The organism is Methanomassiliicoccales archaeon, assembly GCA_013415695.1.
Taxonomy (GTDB): Archaea; Thermoplasmatota; Thermoplasmata; order Methanomassiliicoccales; family JAAEEP01; genus JAAEEP01.
Genome location: JAAEEP010000003.1, coordinates 1 through 20,970, shown reverse-complemented (window position 1 = coordinate 20,970; position 20,970 = coordinate 1). Strand labels below are relative to the sequence as shown.

The following is a 20,970-nucleotide window of genomic DNA, read 5'->3' as shown; positions in this document are numbered from 1 at the left end:
CAATGACCCGGATATTGATAGTTGATAATTACGATTCCTTCGTCTACAACATCGCACAGTACCTTGGTGAGCTTGGTGCTTCAGTATTCGTTGAGAGAAACGACTCTCCCAGCCTGAAAGAACATCTAGGAGAAATGGACGGTTATGTTATATCTCCTGGACCTGGGCACCCAAGGACCACGAACATGTCTCTGGATGTCATAAGAAATGGGGGATATGGTTCACCGGTGCTTGGAATATGCCTGGGACACCAGGCAATCGCCCATGTTCACGGGGGTTCAGTGGTCAGGGCAAATGAGGTCGTACACGGCAAGGTCAGTGCGATCACACACAATGGGGAAGGGGTGCTGGAGGGAATACCTTCTCCACTGGAGGCGACCAGGTACCATTCGTTGATCGTAAGCGCTGAGGACCTTCCCGATTGCATAGAAGTACTCGGAAAGAACGATGGGGGGGAGATCATGGCCTTACGGGTCAAGAACGAGGAGATCTTTGGACTCCAGTTCCATCCAGAATCCGTGATGACTTCCCAGGGTAGAAAGATCCTCTCGAACTTCATTGGGAGGTGCGGTAGATGATAAGGGATTCGATCTCCCGAGTGGTTGAGGGAACCGATCTCTCCACGGATGAGTCCTCCGAGGTCATGAGGGAGATAATAACGGGGCAAGCAACGCCTAGCCAGATAGGGTCTTTCATCACCGCGATGAGGATGAAGGGCGAGACTGTGGAGGAGCTATTGGGTTTCGTCAAGGTCATGAGGGAAATGGGTCAGAAGATCCGCTCACCTCTCAGCGCCATCGATGTATGTGGTACTGGAGGTGACGCCACAGGAACCTTCAATATAAGCACCACAGCTTCATTCGTGATATGCGCTTCCGGTTTACCGGTCGCAAAACATGGTAACCGCTCAATCTCAAGCATGTCTGGTTCCGCGGACGTCCTCCATGTATTGGGGATACCAAACGATCTAGATCCGCTCTCGGTGGAGAAGTGTCTGGAGAGCACTGGCATCGGCTTCATGTTCGCTCCAATTTTTCATGATTCCATGAGGAATGTCCTCGCTCCTCGGAAGGAAATAGGCATCAGAACCTTCTTCAATCTACTTGGGCCATTGGCTAACCCAGCGGGAGTGAAAAGGCAGCTCATTGGCGTCTACGATCCGGACATTGCCCCTATGGTGTGCAAGGTCATGCAGAGGCTCGGTTCAGACCGGGTCATGGTGGTCCACGGATCTGGGATGGACGAAATCACCACTCTTGGAAGGACCAGAATAGTAGAGATTATTGAAGGAGAAATGCGAGATTACACGATCGAACCGAAGGATTTTGGCATCGACGTCGCACCCCTGGATCGGTTAAAGGGGGGGAATCCTACAGAAAACGCCCGTATCTTGCTCTCCATCCTGAAGGGTGAGAATTCACCTAGAGCCGATATCGTTGCCTTGAATGCTGGAGCCGGACTATACATCGGTGGAAGGGCCGTTTCCATCCATGATGGATTCGAGATTGCCAGAGAGATTTTGAGGAACGGCAGCGCATTTGCGAAACTGGAGCAATTCACATTCAAGTGTCTGGAATTAGAGGAGAAGAGACAGATCTCAATGCAAGCAAGCGAGCTTTCAGAAAGACGGATCTTGTCTCACATTCTATCACAAAAAAGCCGAGAATTGAGTGAGCATTTGCTCGACCAGATCCTTGGAAGCGAGGTTGAACACCATTTGGAGAATCTCGAGAAGGATTTGATCGATGATCCCAATGTCCTCACCTACATAATGCTGAGAAGGATACTCGATCTTCCACGAATCACCGTACCTGAATTCAAACTGAATCGATCGAAGACTGCACTTGCCCAGGCCGTTTCAAATGATTCGGGGGTATCCGTCATAGGGGAGTACAAGCCGACATCACCAACCGCTGCTGCCTTATCAATTCCACCGGATCCCGAATCAGTGATTGAAGCTTATGAGTTGGCCGGAATGGCTGGAGTATCGGTATTGGTCGAGTCAAGTATGTTCGGGGGAGGTACTGAACTCTTTGCTTCGATCAGGTCGACCGTCAATCTGCCCATGCTTTTCAAGGATTTCGTGATCTCTCCAAAACAGATCGATGTCGCGGATAACCTGGGAGCAGACTCGGTCCTTCTGATCGCCTCGGCCCTAGAGATCGAGTTCCTGGACGAGATGATCCATAATTGCCTGCTGAAGGGCATGGAGCCCTTGATTGAACTTCATTCGAAAGACGATGTGGCAAAGTTGAATTCACTCTCCAATCTTGATAAGGTCGATCTTGTTGGTGTGAATACTCGGAACCTCAAGACCTTGGATGTGGACATGGAGAACCTGAGCAGAATCGGCCCTCTGCTCGACGGCAACAGGTTGACGATCGCAGAGAGCGGGATCAGATCGATACAGGAGCTCGATATGGTCAAGGGTTACGATGGCGTCCTGATCGGTTCAATGTTCATGGGAAGTCCTGATATTGCAAGAGCGGTGGGTATGGTGATCGACCGTTGCAGGGAGGTTTACGCATGAAGGTTAAGATCTGCGGTATCACTTCAGAAGAAGACGCCCATATGTGCGAAGATCTGGGTGCGGATGCGTTGGGTTTCGTTCACTTCCTTGGTCGGAATCGAAGTCTTTCCCTTGAGAGAATCTGTCAGATATGCTCCACACTTGGACCCTTGACCACGAGAGTGCTGATATGCAATCCAATGGGGCCTAATGAGGCCATTCATATTCTCGAGAAAAGTGGTGCTGATGTCCTTCAGACATACTCGCTCTCCCCGGTGTTCATTTCTAGGGTGAAGGAGAGCGGCATCAGGGTCATAAGAGCAGTAACACCTGAGATAAAACAGGTCGAGAAATTCGAAGGTGTGGCCGACGCCCTTGTATTTGAAGCCGGGATCCCAGGGACTGGAACTAGCTATGATTACTCAAAGATCCCGATAGATTCATGCAGCAGAGCCATTGTGGCAGGCGGACTGAGCCCTCACAACCTAAACGAGGTGAAGGAACTCAGACCATATGGCGTGGATGTCTCTTCCGGTGTCGAAACCATCCCCGGAAAGAAGGACCTGACGTTGGTCGATTTGTTCATAAGGAGGTGCCATAGTTGACATTATCATCTTACTTTGGGAATTTTGGAGGATTCTACATTCCTGAGGTTCTAGTCGCCGCTTTCAAGCAGGTGGAGAGAGAATACATCCGGCTGAGAAACGATGATGAGTTCAACGCTAGACTGGATAAACTTCGAGCGCAGTACATCGGAAGACCGACACCTTTGTATTTCGCCGAGAGGCTCTCCGAGGAGCTAGGTGGAGCCAGGATATACCTCAAGAGGGAAGATCTTGCTCACACAGGCTCCCATAAGATCAACAACGCATTGGGACAAGGGCTTCTGGCTGAGGCTATGGGAAAGACCAGGGTCACGGCAGAAACGGGAGCCGGACAGCATGGTGTGGCGACCGCGACCGCATGTGCCCTGCTTGGTCTCGACTGCGAGGTGTTCATGGGAGCGGTGGATGTGGAGAGACAGAGGCTTAACTGCTTCCGCATGAACCTGCTTGGAGCGAAGGTAAATGTCGTTGAGAACGGGTCAAAAACGCTCAAGGATGCGATCAATGAAGCAATGAGGGACTTCGCCTCCACCAGCGACCATACCCATTACCTCATCGGGAGCGTGATAGGCCCGCATCCCTACCCGACAATCGTGAGGGATTTTCAATCCGTGATCGGAAAAGAGGCCAGGGAGCAGATTATCAAGGAAGAGGGCAGATTGCCCGATGCTCTTGTCGCATGCGTTGGTGGGGGTAGCAATGCCATGGGCCTCTTCCACCCCTTCCTTGACGATCCGGTCAAGATGTATGGAGTGGAGGCGGGAGGTTGCGGAATTGATACGGGATTGCATTCGGCAAGTGCCTCAGTCGGAACTCCTGGTGTCCTTCATGGCTCTCGCATTCTGCTCATACAGGATGAAGAGGGTCAGATCCGAGAGACCCATTCCATCGCGGCGGGTCTTGATTATCCCGGTGTCGGTCCCGAGCACTCATATCTCGCTGTGATGGGTCGAGCGCTTTACCAATCTATCAACGACCAGGAGGCCGTTCAAGGATTCCATCTTTTGTCTGAAACAGAGGGAATAGTGCCTGCACTGGAGAGCGCCCACGCTATTGCCTTCGTAGCCAAACTCGCAACGGAAATGGACAGGGATCAGATCATAGTGGTGAACCTGTCGGGAAGGGGTGACAAGGATGTCGAGCAGATAGCGAGAATGGAGGGAAGGCTGTGAGCAGGATAGGAAAAGTATTCGATTCCCTCGGAGACGAAGAGGGAGCCTACATACCATACGTGTGCACTGGAGATCCTGATATGGAATTCTCTATCAAGCTGGTTGAGGTTCTATGCGACTCTGGTGCAGACATTCTGGAACTTGGAATCCCCTTCTCTGACCCCGTTGCAGACGGTCGTCTTATCCAAGAGGCAATGAACCGTTCATTGGTAGGAGGATTCCGTTGTGGTCATTTATTTGAGATGATCCGTTCCATTCGGGAGATCGGACTTGAGCAGCCCGTGGTCGTCATGGGCTACTACAATACAATGCTTCAACGAGGATTGGGCAAATTCTGCAACGATCTCGCCGACGTCCAAGGTGATGGAATTATTGCTGTGGACCTTCCCATGGAAGAGTGCAAAGAACTGAATGGATTCATGATGGAAAGGAACTTGGATCTTATCAACCTCATCAGCCCGAACACACCATTCGAGAGGAGGCGCCGAATCTTGGATGAAGCAAGGGGATATGCCTATCTGGTATCTGTAGCCGGCACAACGGGCCTCAGGGACTCGCTAACAGGAAAGACCCTTGAGATGATCAGGACGGTCTCAACGGAGAGTGAGCTTCCGATAGCATTGGGATTCGGTATATCCAAACCACAGCAGGCAAGGAAGGCCAGAGACCACGGTGCAAAAGGTGTCGTAGAGGGGTCCAACCTGATCAGGATATACGGTAGCAATCTCCAGAACAGAAGATCGGCACTTAATGATGTTGAAGATCATGCTCGACTCATGAAATCCGCGCTTCAGATGAGCGGTGACGCAGTTATTGATGAATGATCATTCAATTCGGCTCAGGTTTCTCAGGCCCAGGTATAGTACAGAGAGTGAAATCGCCCATGAAACGGGTATGTAGAACAGGACGAATCCAATTGAACCAAAGAATACCTCTCCAATGACGAAGAGGATGAAGAAGAGGAACATTGTCCCCATCATGTTGACGATCATCTCTCCTGTTTTCTCAGAGAAAGCTGGCATTACTAGGAACAACCCCAGTGAGAAAACCGTAATCGCCATAGCCATCTGGTCCATGAATAGGAGATAGGCGAAAAGGTCAATGAGCGGAAGTCCAGGAATGAAGGCCAGCATGATCAGAACGATAATGGTTGTCACAGGAACAACGATGAACCAGCCTTGGATCAATCTTGCCCAGACAAGCCGATTCTCGCCCCGAGGAGCTTTTCTGTAGATGAAAAGCATCTCTTTACCACGTATAGTCACCTCCCCTACAACGAAGGCGGCGAGCAACCCTATCATGAAAGTAAGGAGTATGATTACAGCAGTTGGTTCTTCAGGCCTGGTGAAGAATATGGCCAAGAGGAAAACTAGACCAACGACATAGCCAACCTTTGACAGATTTTCCAGTCTTCTTCCCCAGTCCTTGAATATGGTGATTACCATGACGGAGAATTGCCCAGAGCCGGTTGCCCACCCGATGAATTTCAGAAGAAATCCATCCTTTTTCACGATGGAAGAGGTGAACGAAGTAGGCTCGAGAGTGTAAGCTCTGGCAATAACCCTGTTGCCAAAGAAGAATGATGCGACGGTGAAAAGGATAACTCCGGGAATAGCTACTACCACCAGGGTTTCAGGAGGGAACAACAACCCTGGGAAATTGGCATAACTTACGAGGATATCCGCCCCCCATGTTGTCGGGAAGAATGCAAGGATCATCTCTACCAGATCTGCCGTGCCAGGGTCATCGAGTGCGGAGAACATCATCCCGCTAAATAAGGCATACATGAGTCCTAGTAAAGGAAGGGCTATGATGATAGAGAGTCCTTTACCGATGTCCTTTCCTTTGGCCGTCCTGCTCAACTTCGTCCTTAGTACGGCAGCAATGACCGTCCCTATCCACAGCCCAGATAATAGAAGGAGGAATATTGTAAGGACTATGACCAGCATCTGCACGGTGTTTATCCCCACCAAGGTGAAAGCGGCGGCGAATAACCCCGCAATGATGGCGGCCAGCGTTCCAAACAATATAAGCTTGCCCATGAACTTGCCGAGCAGTACCTCCTCTGGTTTCACAGGGGCGGCTAGGAATATCTCCAACTCCGATGCCTGTTCTTCCTTCAAGGTGTTGGTTATGGGTATTACCAGGAAGTAGAAGAACAGTGTGAGGAGGATTATGGCTATCGTGGCCAAAGCCGCCTGGGAAAGAACCAGTACTAACCAGTCGCTCTTGATCAGGTTGAAGAGAGCCGGCCCCAGGATGAACACGAAAATCAGGAATAATGCCACGAGCAGGTAAGGAAGGGTTCGCCTTAGCAGGAGAGAACCACTGGTCATCAACCGGTACTCGTTCTTTGCTATTACGAACCACTTAGGCAGATTCACCCCTAAACTCCCTCCAGGCCAACAGTTCTTTTTCCTCAACTCCGCCCGTGATCTCGATAAAAGCATCCTCGAGTCTGCTGGTACCCGTGCTGGTCAGAATATCATCGATACTGCCAATAGCAATCAGTTTCCCTTGATTGATTATACCGATGCGGTCGCATAACTCCTCCATAACAGGCAGGACATGGCTGCTTATGAAAACCGTTTTACCAGCTTCTCCTGCAAGGTCCTTGATGAGATCCTTGACCATGTGAGCCACCCGTGGGTCAAGGGATGATGTTGGCTCATCGAGAAAGATAAGCTTTGGATCGTGTATGAGTGAGGCGGCGATCAGCACTTTCTGCTTCATTCCCCTGCTGTATCCCTCCAGAAGTTGGTTTGATCTCTGAGTGAGCCCGAAGAGCTTGAGCAGCTCCTCTATGCGGTTGGAAAGAACATTCTTGGGAACATCGTAAAGGGCTCCCATGAATTCGAGGAATTCATGAGCACTTAACTTCTCGTAGAGGCCAGGGGTCTCGGCGAGAAGGCCTGTCTCCCGCTTGACCTCGTTCTTTTCGTTTATAATATCATGACCGACCACCGTCGCGGTCCCACTTGTGGGAGATATTATACAGTTGAGCATCCTGATAGTGGTGGTCTTACCAGCACCGTTCGGGCCAAGCAGTCCGAAGGTCTCTCCCTCGTATACTTCAAGATCAAGGGAATCTACCGCTTTGATCATATTCTGCTTCCCATAGTATTTGCACAGCCCTCTTGTCTTTACGATTAACTCGCTCATCTGATCACCTTACAGCACTTTCCATTAGCTCGATCCTCTGATTGTAGGCATCGACCATGCATCTAACGCCCAGGGGAATAGTGATAATGGGGTCGGTATGGGCGAAATCTACACCACTGACAATGGGGAAATCATAGCCCCTAGTGGCTTCCTCCAATATCATGGACAAGGTGTCCTCTTTGCTGAAACCCACCTTGGTGGGAAGGCGGCCGAGGACCATTCCGGATATCTCATCGTAGACTCCTATGTGCCTCAACTGGGTCAGGTATCTATCGATTGTTTGAGGCGTCTCTCCATCATCCTCATCAAGGAACAGTATGCTCCCCTCCATATCGGGCCAATAATCCGTTCCCGCAAGGAGCATGAGTGTGCTGATATTGCCTCCCACGCAGGAACCCTCAGCAATTCCCGATCGGAAAACGTCCCAGCCCGGATTTGCCTTCCACTCCCTCTTTCCATAGTTGATTGGTTCTCTCCACCAAGCGTCCTCTGCCCATTCCTCTGATGCGCGGATAGTAGACCTCTTGCCCTCGATCAGAATCTCGTCAAAATATTTCTCGGTATATTCAGGAAGATCGGGCTGGCAGAAAGTAACGAATGCTGGACCAGAGAAATTGATTAGTCCCGATCTTGATAGGAAAGCGTTGCTCAGGGCGGTGATATCAGAGAACCCAATGAAGACCTTGGGGTTCTCCCTGATCACCTCATAATCGATGTAATGAAGGAGCTGATGAGAGTTGAACCCGCCCATAACAGACATGATTGCGTCAACCTCAGGGTCCTCGAACATGTTCATGAGATCCTCGAGGCGTTGCTGGACGGTTCCGGCAGTGTGTCCCCGCTTCTCTTGAATATTGTTGCCAAAACGGAGTGTGAACCCTTTAGACTCCAGTTTCTTTATGCCAATGTCGATAATTTCTGGATTGATAAGTGACGCTGAATTGGAAGGTGCAACGACACCGATGGTGTCACCTTTCTTGAGGCGACTGGGCTTGATGGCCATGATTGCTAATGCAGTTGGACAATTGATTATTCTTTCGCTGGCTAGGGTGCTGGAGACCTGCCCATCCCATTGAGAGTTTTAAGATAGGACTTCCTTCGTTCCTCATACGATTCTCCACCAGGACCAAACGGTATGTACTCGGATACTTTCCAACCTTTCTGCACCAAATCGAGTTTGGTTGCATCGGCAAGACCCTTCAAGAACGAGAATTCCACTTTCTCCTTCTGGTTCGAAGTGGTCTTTTTCATCCATTCTATGATATCTGGATCATGCGTAGCGATCTTGAATTCTTCTCGCCTTATAAGAAGAATTTCCGCCAATTCTCTAAAGCGCTCCTGGATGTCGTTAGAATCAGAAATATCGCCCGAATATGCACCCTTCACCAGCCTGACCAAGCCCCCTCTTCGCACCGCGTTATAAATATCGTCCCGAGTGCGGTCCAGGTAAGCCTGCAGACTCAATGTCAAGGGGTAATCTGCAAGGCAGGAGTTCACAACATCTATCGTGAATTCCACGAACGCCATTGATTCCATGTCGATCTCAAGATCGACATAGTTCTCGGTTGCATCTTCGAAGAGTACAACGAGATAATCTCGGCAGAGCTGTTTATCGAACATGGCTCCGATAGTTGTTAGCTTCACCGCAAGAGAGGCATTGACTTTCTCCTCATAGATTCTCTTGGCGCATGAAACGAGATCGTCGAGAGCGTTTTGAGAAGCTCCTATGGTGGTGCTGCACTCACCATGTGGTGAAAGAATGCACCTGATCCCCTGGTCGTTCCTCTCCCTCGTCCACTCAAGTGCCGATGTGAGGTCTGGAAAAGACCAACGCGTCTCACCGTCTTTCACGATATTCATATTCTAACTGCAAATAGAAGAAAGTGTTGTATTGAAGTTGCCCAATAGACGAGTATGATTACTGGATTTCTAGGTATTCCAGGATTGCTTCCTTGGTCTGATTGAAATCCGTGTTCACAATCTGATAACCTTCAGAAGTCTTGCCGAATTCCAGAAGATTGATTGTCCTCATTATGAGCGGTTTGGTCTCGTACCAGCCAAAATAGTAAACGATGCCGAAGTTTCCCCTCTTCCTCACGAGTAGCTTCTCCCCCGTTGACAGGAAGAAGGCCTCAAGACCGATTTCGACGTCGTTCCCTGTTATCTTCTGCTCATCGGAGCCGAACTCTGCCTGCCAAGTCTTGCCAGCATCTATAAGCTTAGCAATGAACTTGTGGGCAAGGATGGTCTTCACCTTGGTGCAGGCAATGAAGGCGTCGATATAATCCTCTGTATAGATCTTGATCTCTGAGGCTTTCTTGGAAACCTCGGGGTCCGTTTCTGACATCACAGGTCCAGGTTCCTGTGCAACTTTTCGCACGAAGTTCCTAAAATCCTCATAGGCTTCGAGAATGCTACCGCCCTGTTTCGAAGCACTCATCCCGGTCGCCTGTGATCCAACTTTCCCTCCGGTCATGGACATCTGATTACCCCAATTCGGAATAAGTATAGATAGAGGTTAACCCCTGTTCAGTTGCTTATCGTGGCCATCCTATTAAAACTTTTGAAGAAGCCCATTGGGGCGCTCTGAAAATACCTGCTCGCCTGTGAGAATCGTTCAAGTGTTGCGCTGATGAGAAACAAGAGATCCGAAATGGGAAGTTGCATCTAAAGCTTCAATATTTTGAGGAGAACATCCATTTCAATGTTATTCTGGACCGCTTCTGCAAGCTTATCTAGGTTCTCTTCGACAAGCCTGTCATGATCTTCGATATCTCCATCACGCTCGGATTTCGTTACCAGTTCCAGGAAGAACCTTCTGAAGGATGGGAGGTCAAAGAGTCCATGCAAGTAGGTGCCCATGCACATCTTGTCCCTGGAAACTGCTCCCTCTGGTCTTAATTCGCCGTTCTCTTCGATCTGGAACAGCGGAGAACAATCTCCAATATCGGTCTTTCCCATATGTATCTCGTATCCCTTGACCGCACCTAGACTCCCGTCCACGAGTAGCTGGCCATTGACCTGGACAGTGCGCTTGTCATAGGCATCGAACCGAGTCTCACAATCGAGAAGTTCAAGGCCCTCTACCTCTGGCCCAGCTTGCCCTTCAAGGCTTTCGGGGTCGAGTATTCTCATTCCCATGATCTGGAAACCTCCGCAAATTCCCAGTATCGGGACCTTTCCCTCAAGTTCCCTGATTGTATCGAAGAGTCCCGTCTTCTTCATCCATATCAGGTCAGCCACCGAGTTCTTGCTTCCAGGAATGATTATCGCGTTGACTTTCTGAAGGTCCTTGGGTTTGTCAATAAATATGACTGACACATCCTTTTCCAAACCAAGAGCATCGAAGTCGGTATAGTTCGATATCATGGGTAAGCGGATTACACCAATGTCGATATTGGAACCTTCCTTTCTCATCGAGGAGAGCCCCATGGAGTCCTCATCAGGAAGGTAAAGATCAACGTGGGGAACAACTCCCAACACCGGTACTCCAGTGAGCTTCTCGATCTTGACTATACCTTCCCTCAGGAGGTCAGGATGCCCCCTCATGTTATTGATTATGACCCCTTTGAACATCCTCCTATGCTCTTCCTTCAGAAGGCCGAGTGTGCCAAGAATGTGGGCGAATGATCCTCCCCATTCGATGTTCACAACAAGAATGCAGGCCGCACCCATGATTTCCGCGGTCTTCATGTTGGCTATCTCCACATCGTAGATGTTTATCTCGGCTGGGCTCCCTGCGCCCTCGCCGACCACGATGTCGTTCGAACGCGATAGAAAATCAAAGCTGCGGCGAATAATCTCCACGCCTTCGGTCAGAGTGAAATCGTTGTAGTAATCTTCTACATCAATATCCTTGTAGGGTCTACCTTCTACAATGATCTGAGAAGTTCTGTCTCCCTTCGGCTTCACTAATATGGGGTTCATGTGAGCATTGGGTTCCTTCCTTGCCGCCATTGCCTGGAGTACCTGAATGCGGGCTATCTCCTCCCCCTCAGGGGTGACCATGGAGTTCAAGGACATATTCTGGGATTTGAAGGGTGAGACATCGTATCCAAGGTTTGAGAAGATCCTGCAAAGGGCTGCCACGGTCAAGGATTTACCTGCACCCGATGTTGCCCCCAGTACCATCAGTGACCTTGCCCGCTTGGGATGTCTTCTCTCGATCTCGGATCTTATGGATTCCAGCTCTTCCCTCGAAGCCCTGATATCACTATCTTGGAGTAGGGGGATAGACTCCCTCGCTACCGAACCTCTGTGTATCCAAAGGCATTTGGAACAACTCCATACCAAACCACCCCTTTTTGATTCGACGAATTCTCCCAGGTCATCATCCTCGCAGGGATAGAATGGGCAGAAGCAGAGGCTGCAGTCCAGACCCGGAAAGTGACATGGATAGTAGGCGCATTCTAGATTCGGACCGATCTGACCCCTGCGTACCTCCTCTTCCACAATATTATCGAAGTCAATTTTCTGAGGATCGATATTCTCATCTGGCAACGTCACGACCTCCGGTATTTAGCACATGAATCCACGAAGTAGCTGGCAAAATTGGGACACGAGGCAAAGTGAAGATGGGTATAGGCCGAAAGGGTATTTCCTGAGATGAATCCATCCATTCTTCCATCAATTCCCTTGTTCTTGTGAAGGCGATAGGCGAATTCGGTCTCGTTGCATTCCACTACACGAGAGAAGTGGAAGACATGACCTCGAGAACTTCCGCCGGCTGGCGATATTGGGGTGTCTTTGAGGACCTCCACCTCAACATAACCCAGTGCCTGGAGTTGCTTAGTCATCTCCACTTTGGCGTCGAACACTCCCACCATCCCTCGTTCATTGCCCTCCATATCGGTGACTGAATGGCAGAGATACATCATTCCTCCGCACTCGGCATAAATGGGCATTCCATCCGATGACATTCGTTTCACATCTCTCCTCAGATCCTTGTTCTTCTCAAGATTTGCGGCGAAGATCTCGGGATACCCTCCTCCAAAATAGAGACCGTCAACATCCGGAAGGTTATCATGGAGGGGTGAGAAGTAGACTATCTCTGCTCCTCTCCTTTGCAGCAGATCAAAGTTATCTTGATAGTAGAAGTTGAAGGCCTCGTCCATGGCGACTCCTATGGTGGCCTTAATTTCGCTTCCACTCGCCTCAATGGGAGAAAATATTTCCAATTCATCGGCGGATCTAGCGATGTCCACAAGTAGATCCATGTCAAGATTGTCCTCGATCGTCCGTCTTATCCTCTCATACTTATCGCGGTCGAGATCCTCTTCGGCTGGAACGAGTCCGAGGTGTCTACTTTCCAATTCGATAGAATCGACTCGTGGGATCCCGCCCAGTGATTCTGTCCCCTTCAATGAGTCCTCAAGCATCTCCAGATGCCTTTGGCTCCCCACGTGGTTGAAGATCACACCTGCGATGTTAACATCCTTGTCGAACTGCTTGAATCCCAGGGCTACCGCACCGATGCTTCTCGACGAGCCCGAAGCATCAAGGACCAGTATGACCGGGGACTCAAGCACCTTGGATAGATGGGCTGTAGATCCTTCCTCGGAGCGTCCGTCATATCCATCATATAGCCCCATAACCCCCTCTATCACAGAGATGTCGGCCCCAATCGAACCGCGGACGAATATTTCCTCGACGGCCTGGGGGAACATCCAGGTATCCAGATTCCTGGACACTCTTTCCAATAGAATTGAATGATGCATTGGGTCCAAGAAATCGGGTCCTGCTTTGAATGGTTGGGGTATCATACCTCTTCTCTGGAGTGAGAGGAGTATGCCCACTGTGATGGTGGATTTCCCAACACTGCTCCGTTCACCTGCGATGGTGATCCTTGGAATGTCCATGCTAGCCAACACACAACCCCCATTCTCGAACAAGGAGGTCCTTTTCGCCCATAAAAGGTCATTATCGTATTTAGATTGGATGTTACATCCAACGATGATTCCAAGGATACTTGGATCACTCAGAGAACTTCAGATCTTAATCAGCCTGTAAGACCTCTCACCCAGGCCGATCTCCTCTCCGTACTCCAGCTGGACCTCCCAATCAATCCCTGTCAGAGCTCGTATCTTGTCCTCCCCTGGTTCTTTCCCCTTCTTCAATCGGCTCCCTTCGAGCCCTCTCTGCTGGTTGATCAAATCGACCGACGCCTGATCCAGTGCGATCACGTCCCGGGATGCCAATATTCCTACATCTGGAACGATGGGAGCATCACTCCATGGTGGACAGTCGCAATGGGGGGTGAATTCCACGAGGAAATTGATAAAGCCGCACTTGTCCTCCTTTCCTTTGAGAATGCCCGCACAGTACTCAACGATCTTCTCCTGAAGTGCCTCATTGGATGACATCTCACCCGGTTCCATCGCTTCGTAAGGGCAGGTGGTCACACACTCACCGCAGCCTATACACTTGGATCTGTCGATCTCTGCGATCTTCCGTATCTTGATGGCATCAACCGGGCAGAAACGGGCGCACTGACCACATGCTTTGCATTCATCCTCTTTCACAGATGGTCGCACCTCTGCATGCATCTCCAGCTTCCCCTTTCGGGATCCGAATCCCATTCCGATGTTCTTTATCGCCCCGCCGAATCCCGTCAGCTGATGTCCCTTGAAATGTGCCACTCCTATGATTGAATCGGCATGGAATGCGGCGGAGCTGACCCTGACCCTCTCAAAGTGTTTCAATCCGATCTCGACCTGAACCTCATCCTTTCCCGTGAGCCCGTCCCCAATGATCACTGGAGCGTTGACGACCGGGTATGTGAATCCGTGCAAGGTCGCCGCCCTCAAGTGGTCAACCGCGTTCGATCTCCCTCCCCTGTAGAGTGTATTCGAGTCCGTGAGGAATGGGACTCCCTTCTTCCTCTCAACAACGTCGACGACCTTGGCCAGGAACTGGGGCCTGAGAAAACTTGTGCTCCCCGGCTCGCCCAGATGGGTCTTGATGGCCACCATATCCCCTTTCTCAATAGCATCCTCCATCCCCGTCCGCCTCATGAGCTTTCCGATCTTGGTTGGGATATTCCTGCTCCTTCTGGTTGCCCTCATGTCCGCGAAGTAAACCTCTGCCATGTTATCTCCCCCGATCTGATTCAATATTGAGCCCGGGACGGTATCAAGCTATTGACTCACCTCTCGTGGATCCTGACAAGTCCATTATAGCCATCCACAGTCACTATGGTCCCGTCCTCAAGCTCCATCGCACCAGGAACCGAAACCACGGCTGGTATCCCGTACTCCCTGGCCACGATCGAACTGTGGGAGAGAAAACCTCCGGACTCGGCCACTATCGCCCCGGCCCTTGAGAACAGGGGGGTCCATGCAACATCTGAGAACGGGATCACCAGCACGTCCCCTCTCCCCGCCTTCGAGAATTCGTTGATGGACCCTATGACCCTCACCGGACCCTCGTAATAGCCTCCAGATGTCGGCGTGCCCTTCAGCTTGCCAATCTCCCTCTCCATCACCGGAGGAGGGTCGTCACCAAAAATTATCCCGGGCAGCTCGATGTTGCTCAGTGATTCGATCTCCGATCTTCTCTCATCCACCAGGGACATCGGATCGGCGATCCCTTTGGATCGTACGATGGTCAGGATCTCCTCCCAGGTCAGGTAGAACACATCGTGCGGCTCCATCAGGACTCCCTGCGTCACCAGACGGGTTCCCAGCTCCAGGAAGAGCGGTCGGAAAAGGCCGTAGCCGAAGGTGAAGAGAGAGCTGATCCTGTCCCTCTGGAACATGAACTGCCTTGCCCTCTTGTAGGTCCATCTCAACATGAGACCGGGCCGCTCAGCCGCGAGTTCCTCCAGTGATTTTCCCTCCCGCCTCCCCTCAGCGCTACCGTACTGGACGACCATGTTCAGCACAACCTCTGGATTCTCCCTCCATGGTACCGATGAGAAGTCGTTCCCGCTCTCACTGAAATGACCGAAATCCTCGATGAAACTCGTGATCTCATCGCTCAGAATTCGACAGGATTGATTGTCCTTCAATGCCGATAAGCCCTTCTTGTCGATATCGTTCCTGAGCTCGGGAGGCAGTTCGTGATAGAGGGATCCCATCGACCTCAGACGAATTGATGGATCGTACAGGTGAAGGTCCTCTAGGCCCATTGTCAGGTCGAGTTCCTCGAAGTTCAGGTTCCTCTTCTTCAACTGCACCTTGAACATCTGTGCATATAGATTGGCGAGTAGGGGTGTCACCACGTTCAAGTATGCCATTTCCCGGTTGATCTCATAGAGCCTCTCAACGGCATCGATGAGCTCTCCCTCTGTCATCAATTCAAGATCCTTCGAGGCCATGCTGACATATGAGTCCCTGAGGAGAGGGTACATGACCTCGATCCTTGAGGAGAAAGTGATCTTGTCCAGCCCGACACCCATCCACCTTGGCATCAGTCTGATGGTCCTCGGGTTGGGCTTGAAAACCGGCCTTCCCGCGTCCTCGAAGCCCATGAGCATCTCTATCGAGTCCTTGGGAAATCCCATCGCCTGGAATATCTGCCCGATCGCGCCCATGTTGAAGTATGCCCTGTAATAGAACGACTTGGCGAGAGTCATCGGATCGATGTCGTTGGGTCCGATCAGCTCGGTGAACAGGCGGACCCAGGCTCCGTTTACCAACGGTATGTTCACCGACCACACCAGCGGTTTGATGATTCCCGGTAGGAATTCCTTCGATATCCTGTTCGAGTAGATGTTGACGCTTCTGAATGCGGTTATCTCTCGCATCTGGACCCAATGCAGGACCTTGCCATCGAAAACCCATTCGGCATCCACGGGGTTCCCCTGCCTGGTCTCCATCTCCCGGGTTCCCTTCATGATCGACTCCAACACGGGCAGGTCCAGGGGGCTCTCCTCAGGTTCGATCACGAAATGCCCAGCCCTGTTCACCCATCTGAACGGGGTCTCACCCCTTTGCACCAGGTTCTCACCACTACCCTCCACCGCCTCGATCACGGACTCGTTGAGCCCGGTAACGGGATTGCGACTGAAGCTGACACCTGAGTACTCTGGCTTCACGTATTCCTGTACCAGCACCGCCATCTCGACAGGGTCATCAGAATCCATGGCTCTTGCATATTCGATCGCCTTAGCGGATGTCGCGGAATCCCAAACATCTCCTACAGCACTCAGTATCTCGTCTGTGCCAGAAACGTCCAACCTTGTCTCGAACTGCCCGGCAAAAGACCTATCGGGTCTGTCCTCGACGTTGGCTGAGGACCTGATCGCATACGACTTGCCCTGGTCGATAAGCATCTCGATATCGGCGCGCAGGAAGGTCATTACCTCTTCTCTCGAGTTCAACTGGTCACTGTACGCACCGGTGGTGACCACGAACGTTCTCGGGACGTGGAATCCTAATCGTTCGAGCCTCAGAAGATTGAGACCCTTGCTACCTAGGTAGCCTCCTTCCCGGGCACCTTCCAGAGGAATTAGGTACCTCCCTCCAGCGTTTCTCTTGAGCCTCACCGATATTAAATCGATGGTGGATGCATATATCTTTTATTGAAAGAATGTAACGATAAGATGTCTCCCTGGCCCCCGATTCCGCAGAAAAGGCCTTCCAGGGGAAGGGGCTCCGGGCCGAGGAGCTTGCATTCTCCGCTCGATATAAATACCAAAAAAGCGCTGGTCGGAACGATCCATGACCGAGAAGGAGATCACCATCAGGAAGTTCAGAATCGACGACTATGAACGGGTGATAAGGCTATGGCAGGAGTCTGAGCTCGAGCACCGCCCTACCGGGAGGGATACCAGGGAGAGGATAGCCGCCGAGATCGAGAAGGAGACCGCCATATTCCTGGTGGCTGAGATGGACAGTGAGATGGTTGGATCGATATTCTGCACCCATGATGGGCGGAAAGGATGGCTGAACAGGATCTCAGTGCTGCCGGAGAAGCAAAGGAAGGGCATAGCTTCCGCCCTTATCAGGGAGGGGGAGAGGAGATTGAGGGAACTCGGGATCGAGGTCATATGCGCGCTCATATGGAGATCAAACCTGGCCTCCAGGGAGCTGTTCGAGAACCAGGGGTACGACTTTCTGGAAGATGCGCTCTACTACGTGAAAAAGGATCGGCCCGATATCTAGCATGGCTGGAGGTCCACCAGATCGATATGGATCGGCCTTCCGAGGCATCATGCATCACGATGGGGGTCAGCATTTCAAATCGGTTTCATTGGTCGTGCATCCTGATATGGCCAGTACCTTTGGCGCTTTCAGCTTCTCGAGGGAAGCAGATAAATAGATATTACCCCGAATTCAGTCCGGTAACGTGCGTGCTGAGGAAATTAGCGGGGAGCTCAGGGAGAGGGTGATGGACGCCCAGCGGGACGAGATCACCGAGCATCACTTCTACGCGAAACTCGCCAGTTCGGTCAAGGATCGGGAGAAGAGTCGGGTTTTCGATCAGATCTCTAAGGAGGAGATGGCGCACTATCGGTTCTGGAAGAAGTACACGGGAGTGGATGTCTCGCCCAACAGACTGAAGATCTGACTCTATCTGCTCAGCTACAGGCTGTTCGGGATCACCTTCGCCATCAAGCGGATGGAGGGAGATGAGGAGAAAGCCCAGGAGAATTACGAATCCATAACCAAAAGCATTCCCGAGGCGAAGAAGCTTGTCGAGGACGAGAATTTCCACGAGAGATCCCTGCTGGAGATGATCGATGAGAGGAGATTGAGATATACTGGTGCGGTTGTAAGGGGGCTCAACGACGGCATCGTCGAGATCACCGGGGAGGTCGCGGGCCTAACCTTGGTGCTGGGAAACCCCGCGCTCATCGGAATCATAGCATTCATAACCGGCATCGCGGGAGCATTTGCCCTGGCCAGCTCAGAGTATCTTGCCGCCTCCTGGGAGGAGGGACCTCAGACCCCTATCGCTGCTGCTGGTAATAGCAAATGCCACGGTGTTCATCCTCATCCTGAACTATCAGCTGGCGATCGCCAAGGGCATCGTGTTCCGGAGGAGGGCCTCGGAGATGCTCGCGATCAGCCTTGGAATCGCGGCCATCGCCTTCGTGATAGGATTCATCATAAGGGAGTTCCTGCACATTGGAGCATGAGGGGGCTCAGAATCACACTCGATCGGGGTCTGGACCGACCCTCTCCCCCCGATCCATGGAATCTATGGTGCGCATCTCAGCCGGAGTAAGCTCGAAGTCGAAAATCTGACTGTTCTCAATCATTCGATTCTTCTTGATCGACTTCGGTATCGCTATCACCCCATGTTGGAGGTCCCATCTCAGGGTTGCCTGTGAAGCTGTCTTTCCATACCTCCAACCGATTCCTGCCATGCCCCGATCATAAGGCATGCTCCCCTGCTTTAGCGGGCTCCATGCCTCCATCTGGATACCTTTCTCTTTGCAGAATTCGAGTAGCTCGAGATTGACCAAATGCGGATGGAACTCCACCTGATCCACCGAAGGGTCAATTGAGCAATTTGTGAGGAGATCATCAAGATGATGGACCATGAAGTTGCTCACCCCAATGGCGCGAACCCTCCCGCTCTGAAGTATGTCCTCAAGTGCAGTCCAGCTTTCCAAATACTTACCTGGAACCGGCCAGTGGATGAGGTAAAGGTCAATGTATTCCAAGCCTAGGCGATTGAAACTCTCATCGAAAGCTTCCATGGCCTTTTCATATCCCTGGTCGGAGTTCCAAAGTTTTGTGGTGATAAAAACATCATCGCGTGGGATCTTGCTCTCATTGATAGCCTTTCCAACATCCGCCTCGTTGCCGTAATACTTGGCAGTATCGATGTGTCGGTAACCCACCTCGAGGGCCTCCTTTACGACTTTGGTCGTCACCTCACCAGGCTCGACCTTGTAAGTTCCAAACCCCAACAATGGAATTTCGACGCCGTTGTTGAGCGTGACCCTCGACTCTAAGTTCATCCTTGTCCCAGAGATGCACCATTGTCAACCTGATAATAATAGGTTTGCTGATTGGTGGATCATCTTATCAAGCTCGATATCGTCCTCGATAGGTATATGAGGTTACCAGCATTGAGTATCCATGATATCTTCATTCCATTGCTCCGGTGATTTACCATGATTAGAGTCCTACTGGTTGATGATGAACCAAATCTACTCGAGCTTTCCAAGGACTATATGGAGAGCATGGGAGGACTGGATATCATTGTGGTTGACTCTGCCCCAACAGCTTTGGATATTTTGGAAAATGAACAATTCGATATCATAGTCTCCGATTACCAGATGCCGGAGCTGGATGGTATTGAATTCCTCAAGAAGCTCAGGTCGAATGGGGATGACACGCCTTTCATTCTATTCACAGGTAGAGGCAGAGAGGAAGTGGCCATAAAGGCCCTGAATCTGGGAGCTGATTTCTACATTCAAAAGGGTGGAACGGCGCCCGTGCAATTCGGAGAGCTGAAGAACGCAATTGTCCAAGTCGTCGACAGAGCTCATGCCACCAGGGAGCTGGAAAAGAGGAATCGTGAATTGAGGATGCTCTACGAGGCCAACAAGGTCATGAGCTACACCCTGGATCTTCAGACAATCTATTCTGCCATCCATCATTTCATCAAGGAGATGATGGAGTGCGATGCCCTTATCGTGACCCGATATTCCAGGGAAGACGATCTCATTCACTGCCTCTATGCTTGGCATGAGGGGGAACCTATAGATATTGAGAAGTTGCCCCCCATACCGCTTGCACCACCTGGAGAAGGGATCCAGAGTGAAACTATAAGGACAGGTGAAAGCGTCCTCCTGAAGGACTTTGTTGATAAAGCCCGCAAGTCTAGTAACGTCAGGTATTTCGTGGACGACGACGGAAATGTTCACGAGGACATTCCCGAGGAGGAACCCACCCAGTCCGCACTCATTGTTCCATTGAAACATGAAGGTGTGGTCATCGGAGTAATCCAGGTTTTCAGTGAAAGAACCGATTCCTACACAGATGATGATCTCAGGCTGTTGGAATCGCTGTCGGTCCACGCCGCTTCAGCAATTACAAACGGCATACTCTATCAGCAATCCAGTCTGGAAGCGGAAGGAAGGCGCCAGGCGGAAGAGATATCCACAGCTCTCTTGCAGGCGTTTGAGGAATGCGGGGAAACCGTCATACTCTCCGACCGAGTGGGAAGGATCCTCTCCGCAAGTTCTCCCGCTCTCGAGGTTCTGGGATTGGATGAGAGCAATGGAATTGAAACCCTTGAAGAGCTTCTGAATGCACTGGATATCGAAAACCTAGAAGGAACCATGGAAGATATTCTGGACCGATGCGAGAACGGTGAATGCTCCTTGCCTTTGATGGAGATAATGAAGCTGGATAGAGGATATGTTCTCTTGAAAATGGGTGAGAAAACCGTCTGATTTCATCGTTGGCTAACGGAGAAAATTGCTGTTCATTCGTACTGATTAGAGGTTTGAGGGGAGCTTGAAAAGCCCCCCTCGAGGGATAGAGGGGGAAGGCGTTTAGGGGTGAAAACTATGGGTGCAGAACCTATTCATGCGCCTCCAGGAGGTATGATGCTCGAG

General features: G+C 51.0%; 19 protein-coding genes. 9 read left to right on the top strand and 10 right to left on the bottom strand.

Translation table 11 applies throughout. The annotated features are described in order from the left end of the window. Positions 1–2 precede the first annotated feature (2 nt). Genes GKC03_01890 through trpA form a run of 5 tightly spaced genes read left to right on the top strand, consistent with a single transcriptional unit; the run spans position 3 to position 5,110 of the window. A complete protein-coding gene (locus tag GKC03_01890; protein ID NYT11287.1) occupies positions 3–578 on the top strand; it encodes an aminodeoxychorismate/anthranilate synthase component II in 576 nt (191 codons plus the stop codon). Next, positions 575–2,530, top strand: a complete 1,956-nt coding sequence (gene trpD / locus GKC03_01885) for an anthranilate phosphoribosyltransferase (GenBank protein NYT11286.1) — start codon at positions 575–577, stop codon at positions 2,528–2,530. The genes GKC03_01890 and trpD overlap by 4 nt, the downstream gene beginning before the upstream one ends. After that, positions 2,527–3,114 (top strand): phosphoribosylanthranilate isomerase, encoded by a 588-nt coding sequence (locus GKC03_01880; GenBank protein NYT11285.1) that lies wholly within the window; start codon positions 2,527–2,529, stop codon positions 3,112–3,114. The genes trpD and GKC03_01880 overlap by 4 nt, the downstream gene beginning before the upstream one ends. After that, positions 3,111–4,286 carry a tryptophan synthase subunit beta gene (gene trpB / locus GKC03_01875; GenBank protein ID NYT11284.1) on the top strand — a complete coding sequence of 392 codons (1,176 nt, stop codon included), beginning with the start codon at positions 3,111–3,113 and terminating at the stop codon, positions 4,284–4,286. Before GKC03_01880 ends, trpB begins: the two co-directional genes overlap by 4 nt. Beyond that, complete coding sequence (gene trpA / locus GKC03_01870; GenBank protein ID NYT11283.1) at positions 4,283–5,110, top strand: tryptophan synthase subunit alpha; 828 nt, start codon at positions 4,283–4,285, stop codon at positions 5,108–5,110. The genes trpB and trpA overlap by 4 nt, the downstream gene beginning before the upstream one ends. Here the strand turns inward: trpA and GKC03_01865 are convergent, their stop codons facing one another. The 9 genes from GKC03_01865 to GKC03_01825 all read right to left on the bottom strand — a co-directional run bounded on the left by GKC03_01865 (position 5,111) and on the right by GKC03_01825 (position 16,935). After that, the gene (locus tag GKC03_01865; protein ID NYT11282.1) at positions 5,111–6,670 is read right to left on the bottom strand and encodes a hypothetical protein; all 1,560 of its coding nucleotides are present in this window, start codon (positions 6,668–6,670) and stop codon (positions 5,111–5,113) included. It lies immediately after the preceding gene. Next, positions 6,657–7,448, bottom strand: a complete 792-nt coding sequence (locus GKC03_01860; protein NYT11281.1) for an ABC transporter ATP-binding protein — start codon at positions 7,446–7,448, stop codon at positions 6,657–6,659. Before GKC03_01860 ends, GKC03_01865 begins: the two co-directional genes overlap by 14 nt. Positions 7,449–7,452: 4 nt before the next feature. Next, positions 7,453–8,451: an LD-carboxypeptidase gene (locus tag GKC03_01855; GenBank protein NYT11280.1), complete on the bottom strand. Its 999-nt coding sequence runs from the start codon at positions 8,449–8,451 to the stop codon at positions 7,453–7,455. A 41-nt stretch (positions 8,452–8,492) separates the two neighbouring features. Further along, positions 8,493–9,299 (bottom strand): hypothetical protein, encoded by an 807-nt coding sequence (locus GKC03_01850; GenBank protein ID NYT11279.1) that lies wholly within the window; start codon positions 9,297–9,299, stop codon positions 8,493–8,495. A 67-nt stretch (positions 9,300–9,366) separates the two neighbouring features. Next, positions 9,367–9,930 carry a hypothetical protein gene (locus GKC03_01845; GenBank protein ID NYT11278.1) on the bottom strand — a complete coding sequence of 188 codons (564 nt, stop codon included), beginning with the start codon at positions 9,928–9,930 and terminating at the stop codon, positions 9,367–9,369. Between the two features lie 185 nt (positions 9,931–10,115). Beyond that, positions 10,116–11,948, bottom strand: coding sequence for a cobyric acid synthase (locus tag GKC03_01840; protein NYT11277.1), 1,833 nt, complete (start codon positions 11,946–11,948; stop codon positions 10,116–10,118). Between the two features lie 2 nt (positions 11,949–11,950). After that, a complete protein-coding gene (gene cobB / locus GKC03_01835) occupies positions 11,951–13,315 on the bottom strand; it encodes a hydrogenobyrinic acid a,c-diamide synthase (glutamine-hydrolyzing) (GenBank protein ID NYT11276.1) in 1,365 nt (454 codons plus the stop codon). Positions 13,316–13,435: 120 nt separating this feature from the next. Next, positions 13,436–14,536: a DUF362 domain-containing protein gene (locus GKC03_01830; protein ID NYT11275.1), complete on the bottom strand. Its 1,101-nt coding sequence runs from the start codon at positions 14,534–14,536 to the stop codon at positions 13,436–13,438. 56 nt (positions 14,537–14,592) lie between these two features. Further along, entirely contained in the window at positions 14,593–16,935 is a 2,343-nt protein-coding gene (locus tag GKC03_01825) for a hypothetical protein (protein NYT11274.1), read from the bottom strand. Positions 16,936–17,110: 175 nt separating this feature from the next. On the opposite strand from GKC03_01825, the gene GKC03_01820 reads away from it, so the two are divergent. From GKC03_01820 to GKC03_01810, 3 genes are all read left to right on the top strand, one after another. Then, on the top strand, positions 17,111–17,554 hold the full coding sequence (locus GKC03_01820) for a GNAT family N-acetyltransferase (GenBank protein ID NYT11273.1): 444 nt from the start codon (positions 17,111–17,113) through the stop codon (positions 17,552–17,554). Positions 17,555–17,738: 184 nt separating this feature from the next. Continuing rightward, positions 17,739–17,960 (top strand): hypothetical protein, encoded by a 222-nt coding sequence (locus GKC03_01815; GenBank protein ID NYT11272.1) that lies wholly within the window; start codon positions 17,739–17,741, stop codon positions 17,958–17,960. 51 nt (positions 17,961–18,011) lie between these two features. Further along, positions 18,012–18,620 carry a hypothetical protein gene (locus tag GKC03_01810; GenBank protein ID NYT11271.1) on the top strand — a complete coding sequence of 203 codons (609 nt, stop codon included), beginning with the start codon at positions 18,012–18,014 and terminating at the stop codon, positions 18,618–18,620. On the opposite strand, the gene GKC03_01805 is transcribed toward GKC03_01810, so the two are convergent. After that, a complete protein-coding gene (locus GKC03_01805) occupies positions 18,544–19,362 on the bottom strand; it encodes an aldo/keto reductase (protein NYT11270.1) in 819 nt (272 codons plus the stop codon). The two genes, GKC03_01810 and GKC03_01805, sit on opposite strands and share 77 nt — an antisense overlap. Positions 19,363–19,518: 156 nt before the next feature. Here GKC03_01805 and GKC03_01800 point away from each other — a divergent pair, with 156 nt between their 5' ends. After that, positions 19,519–20,805, top strand: coding sequence for a response regulator (locus GKC03_01800; protein NYT11269.1), 1,287 nt, complete (start codon positions 19,519–19,521; stop codon positions 20,803–20,805). The last annotated feature ends 165 nt before the right edge of the window (positions 20,806–20,970 follow it).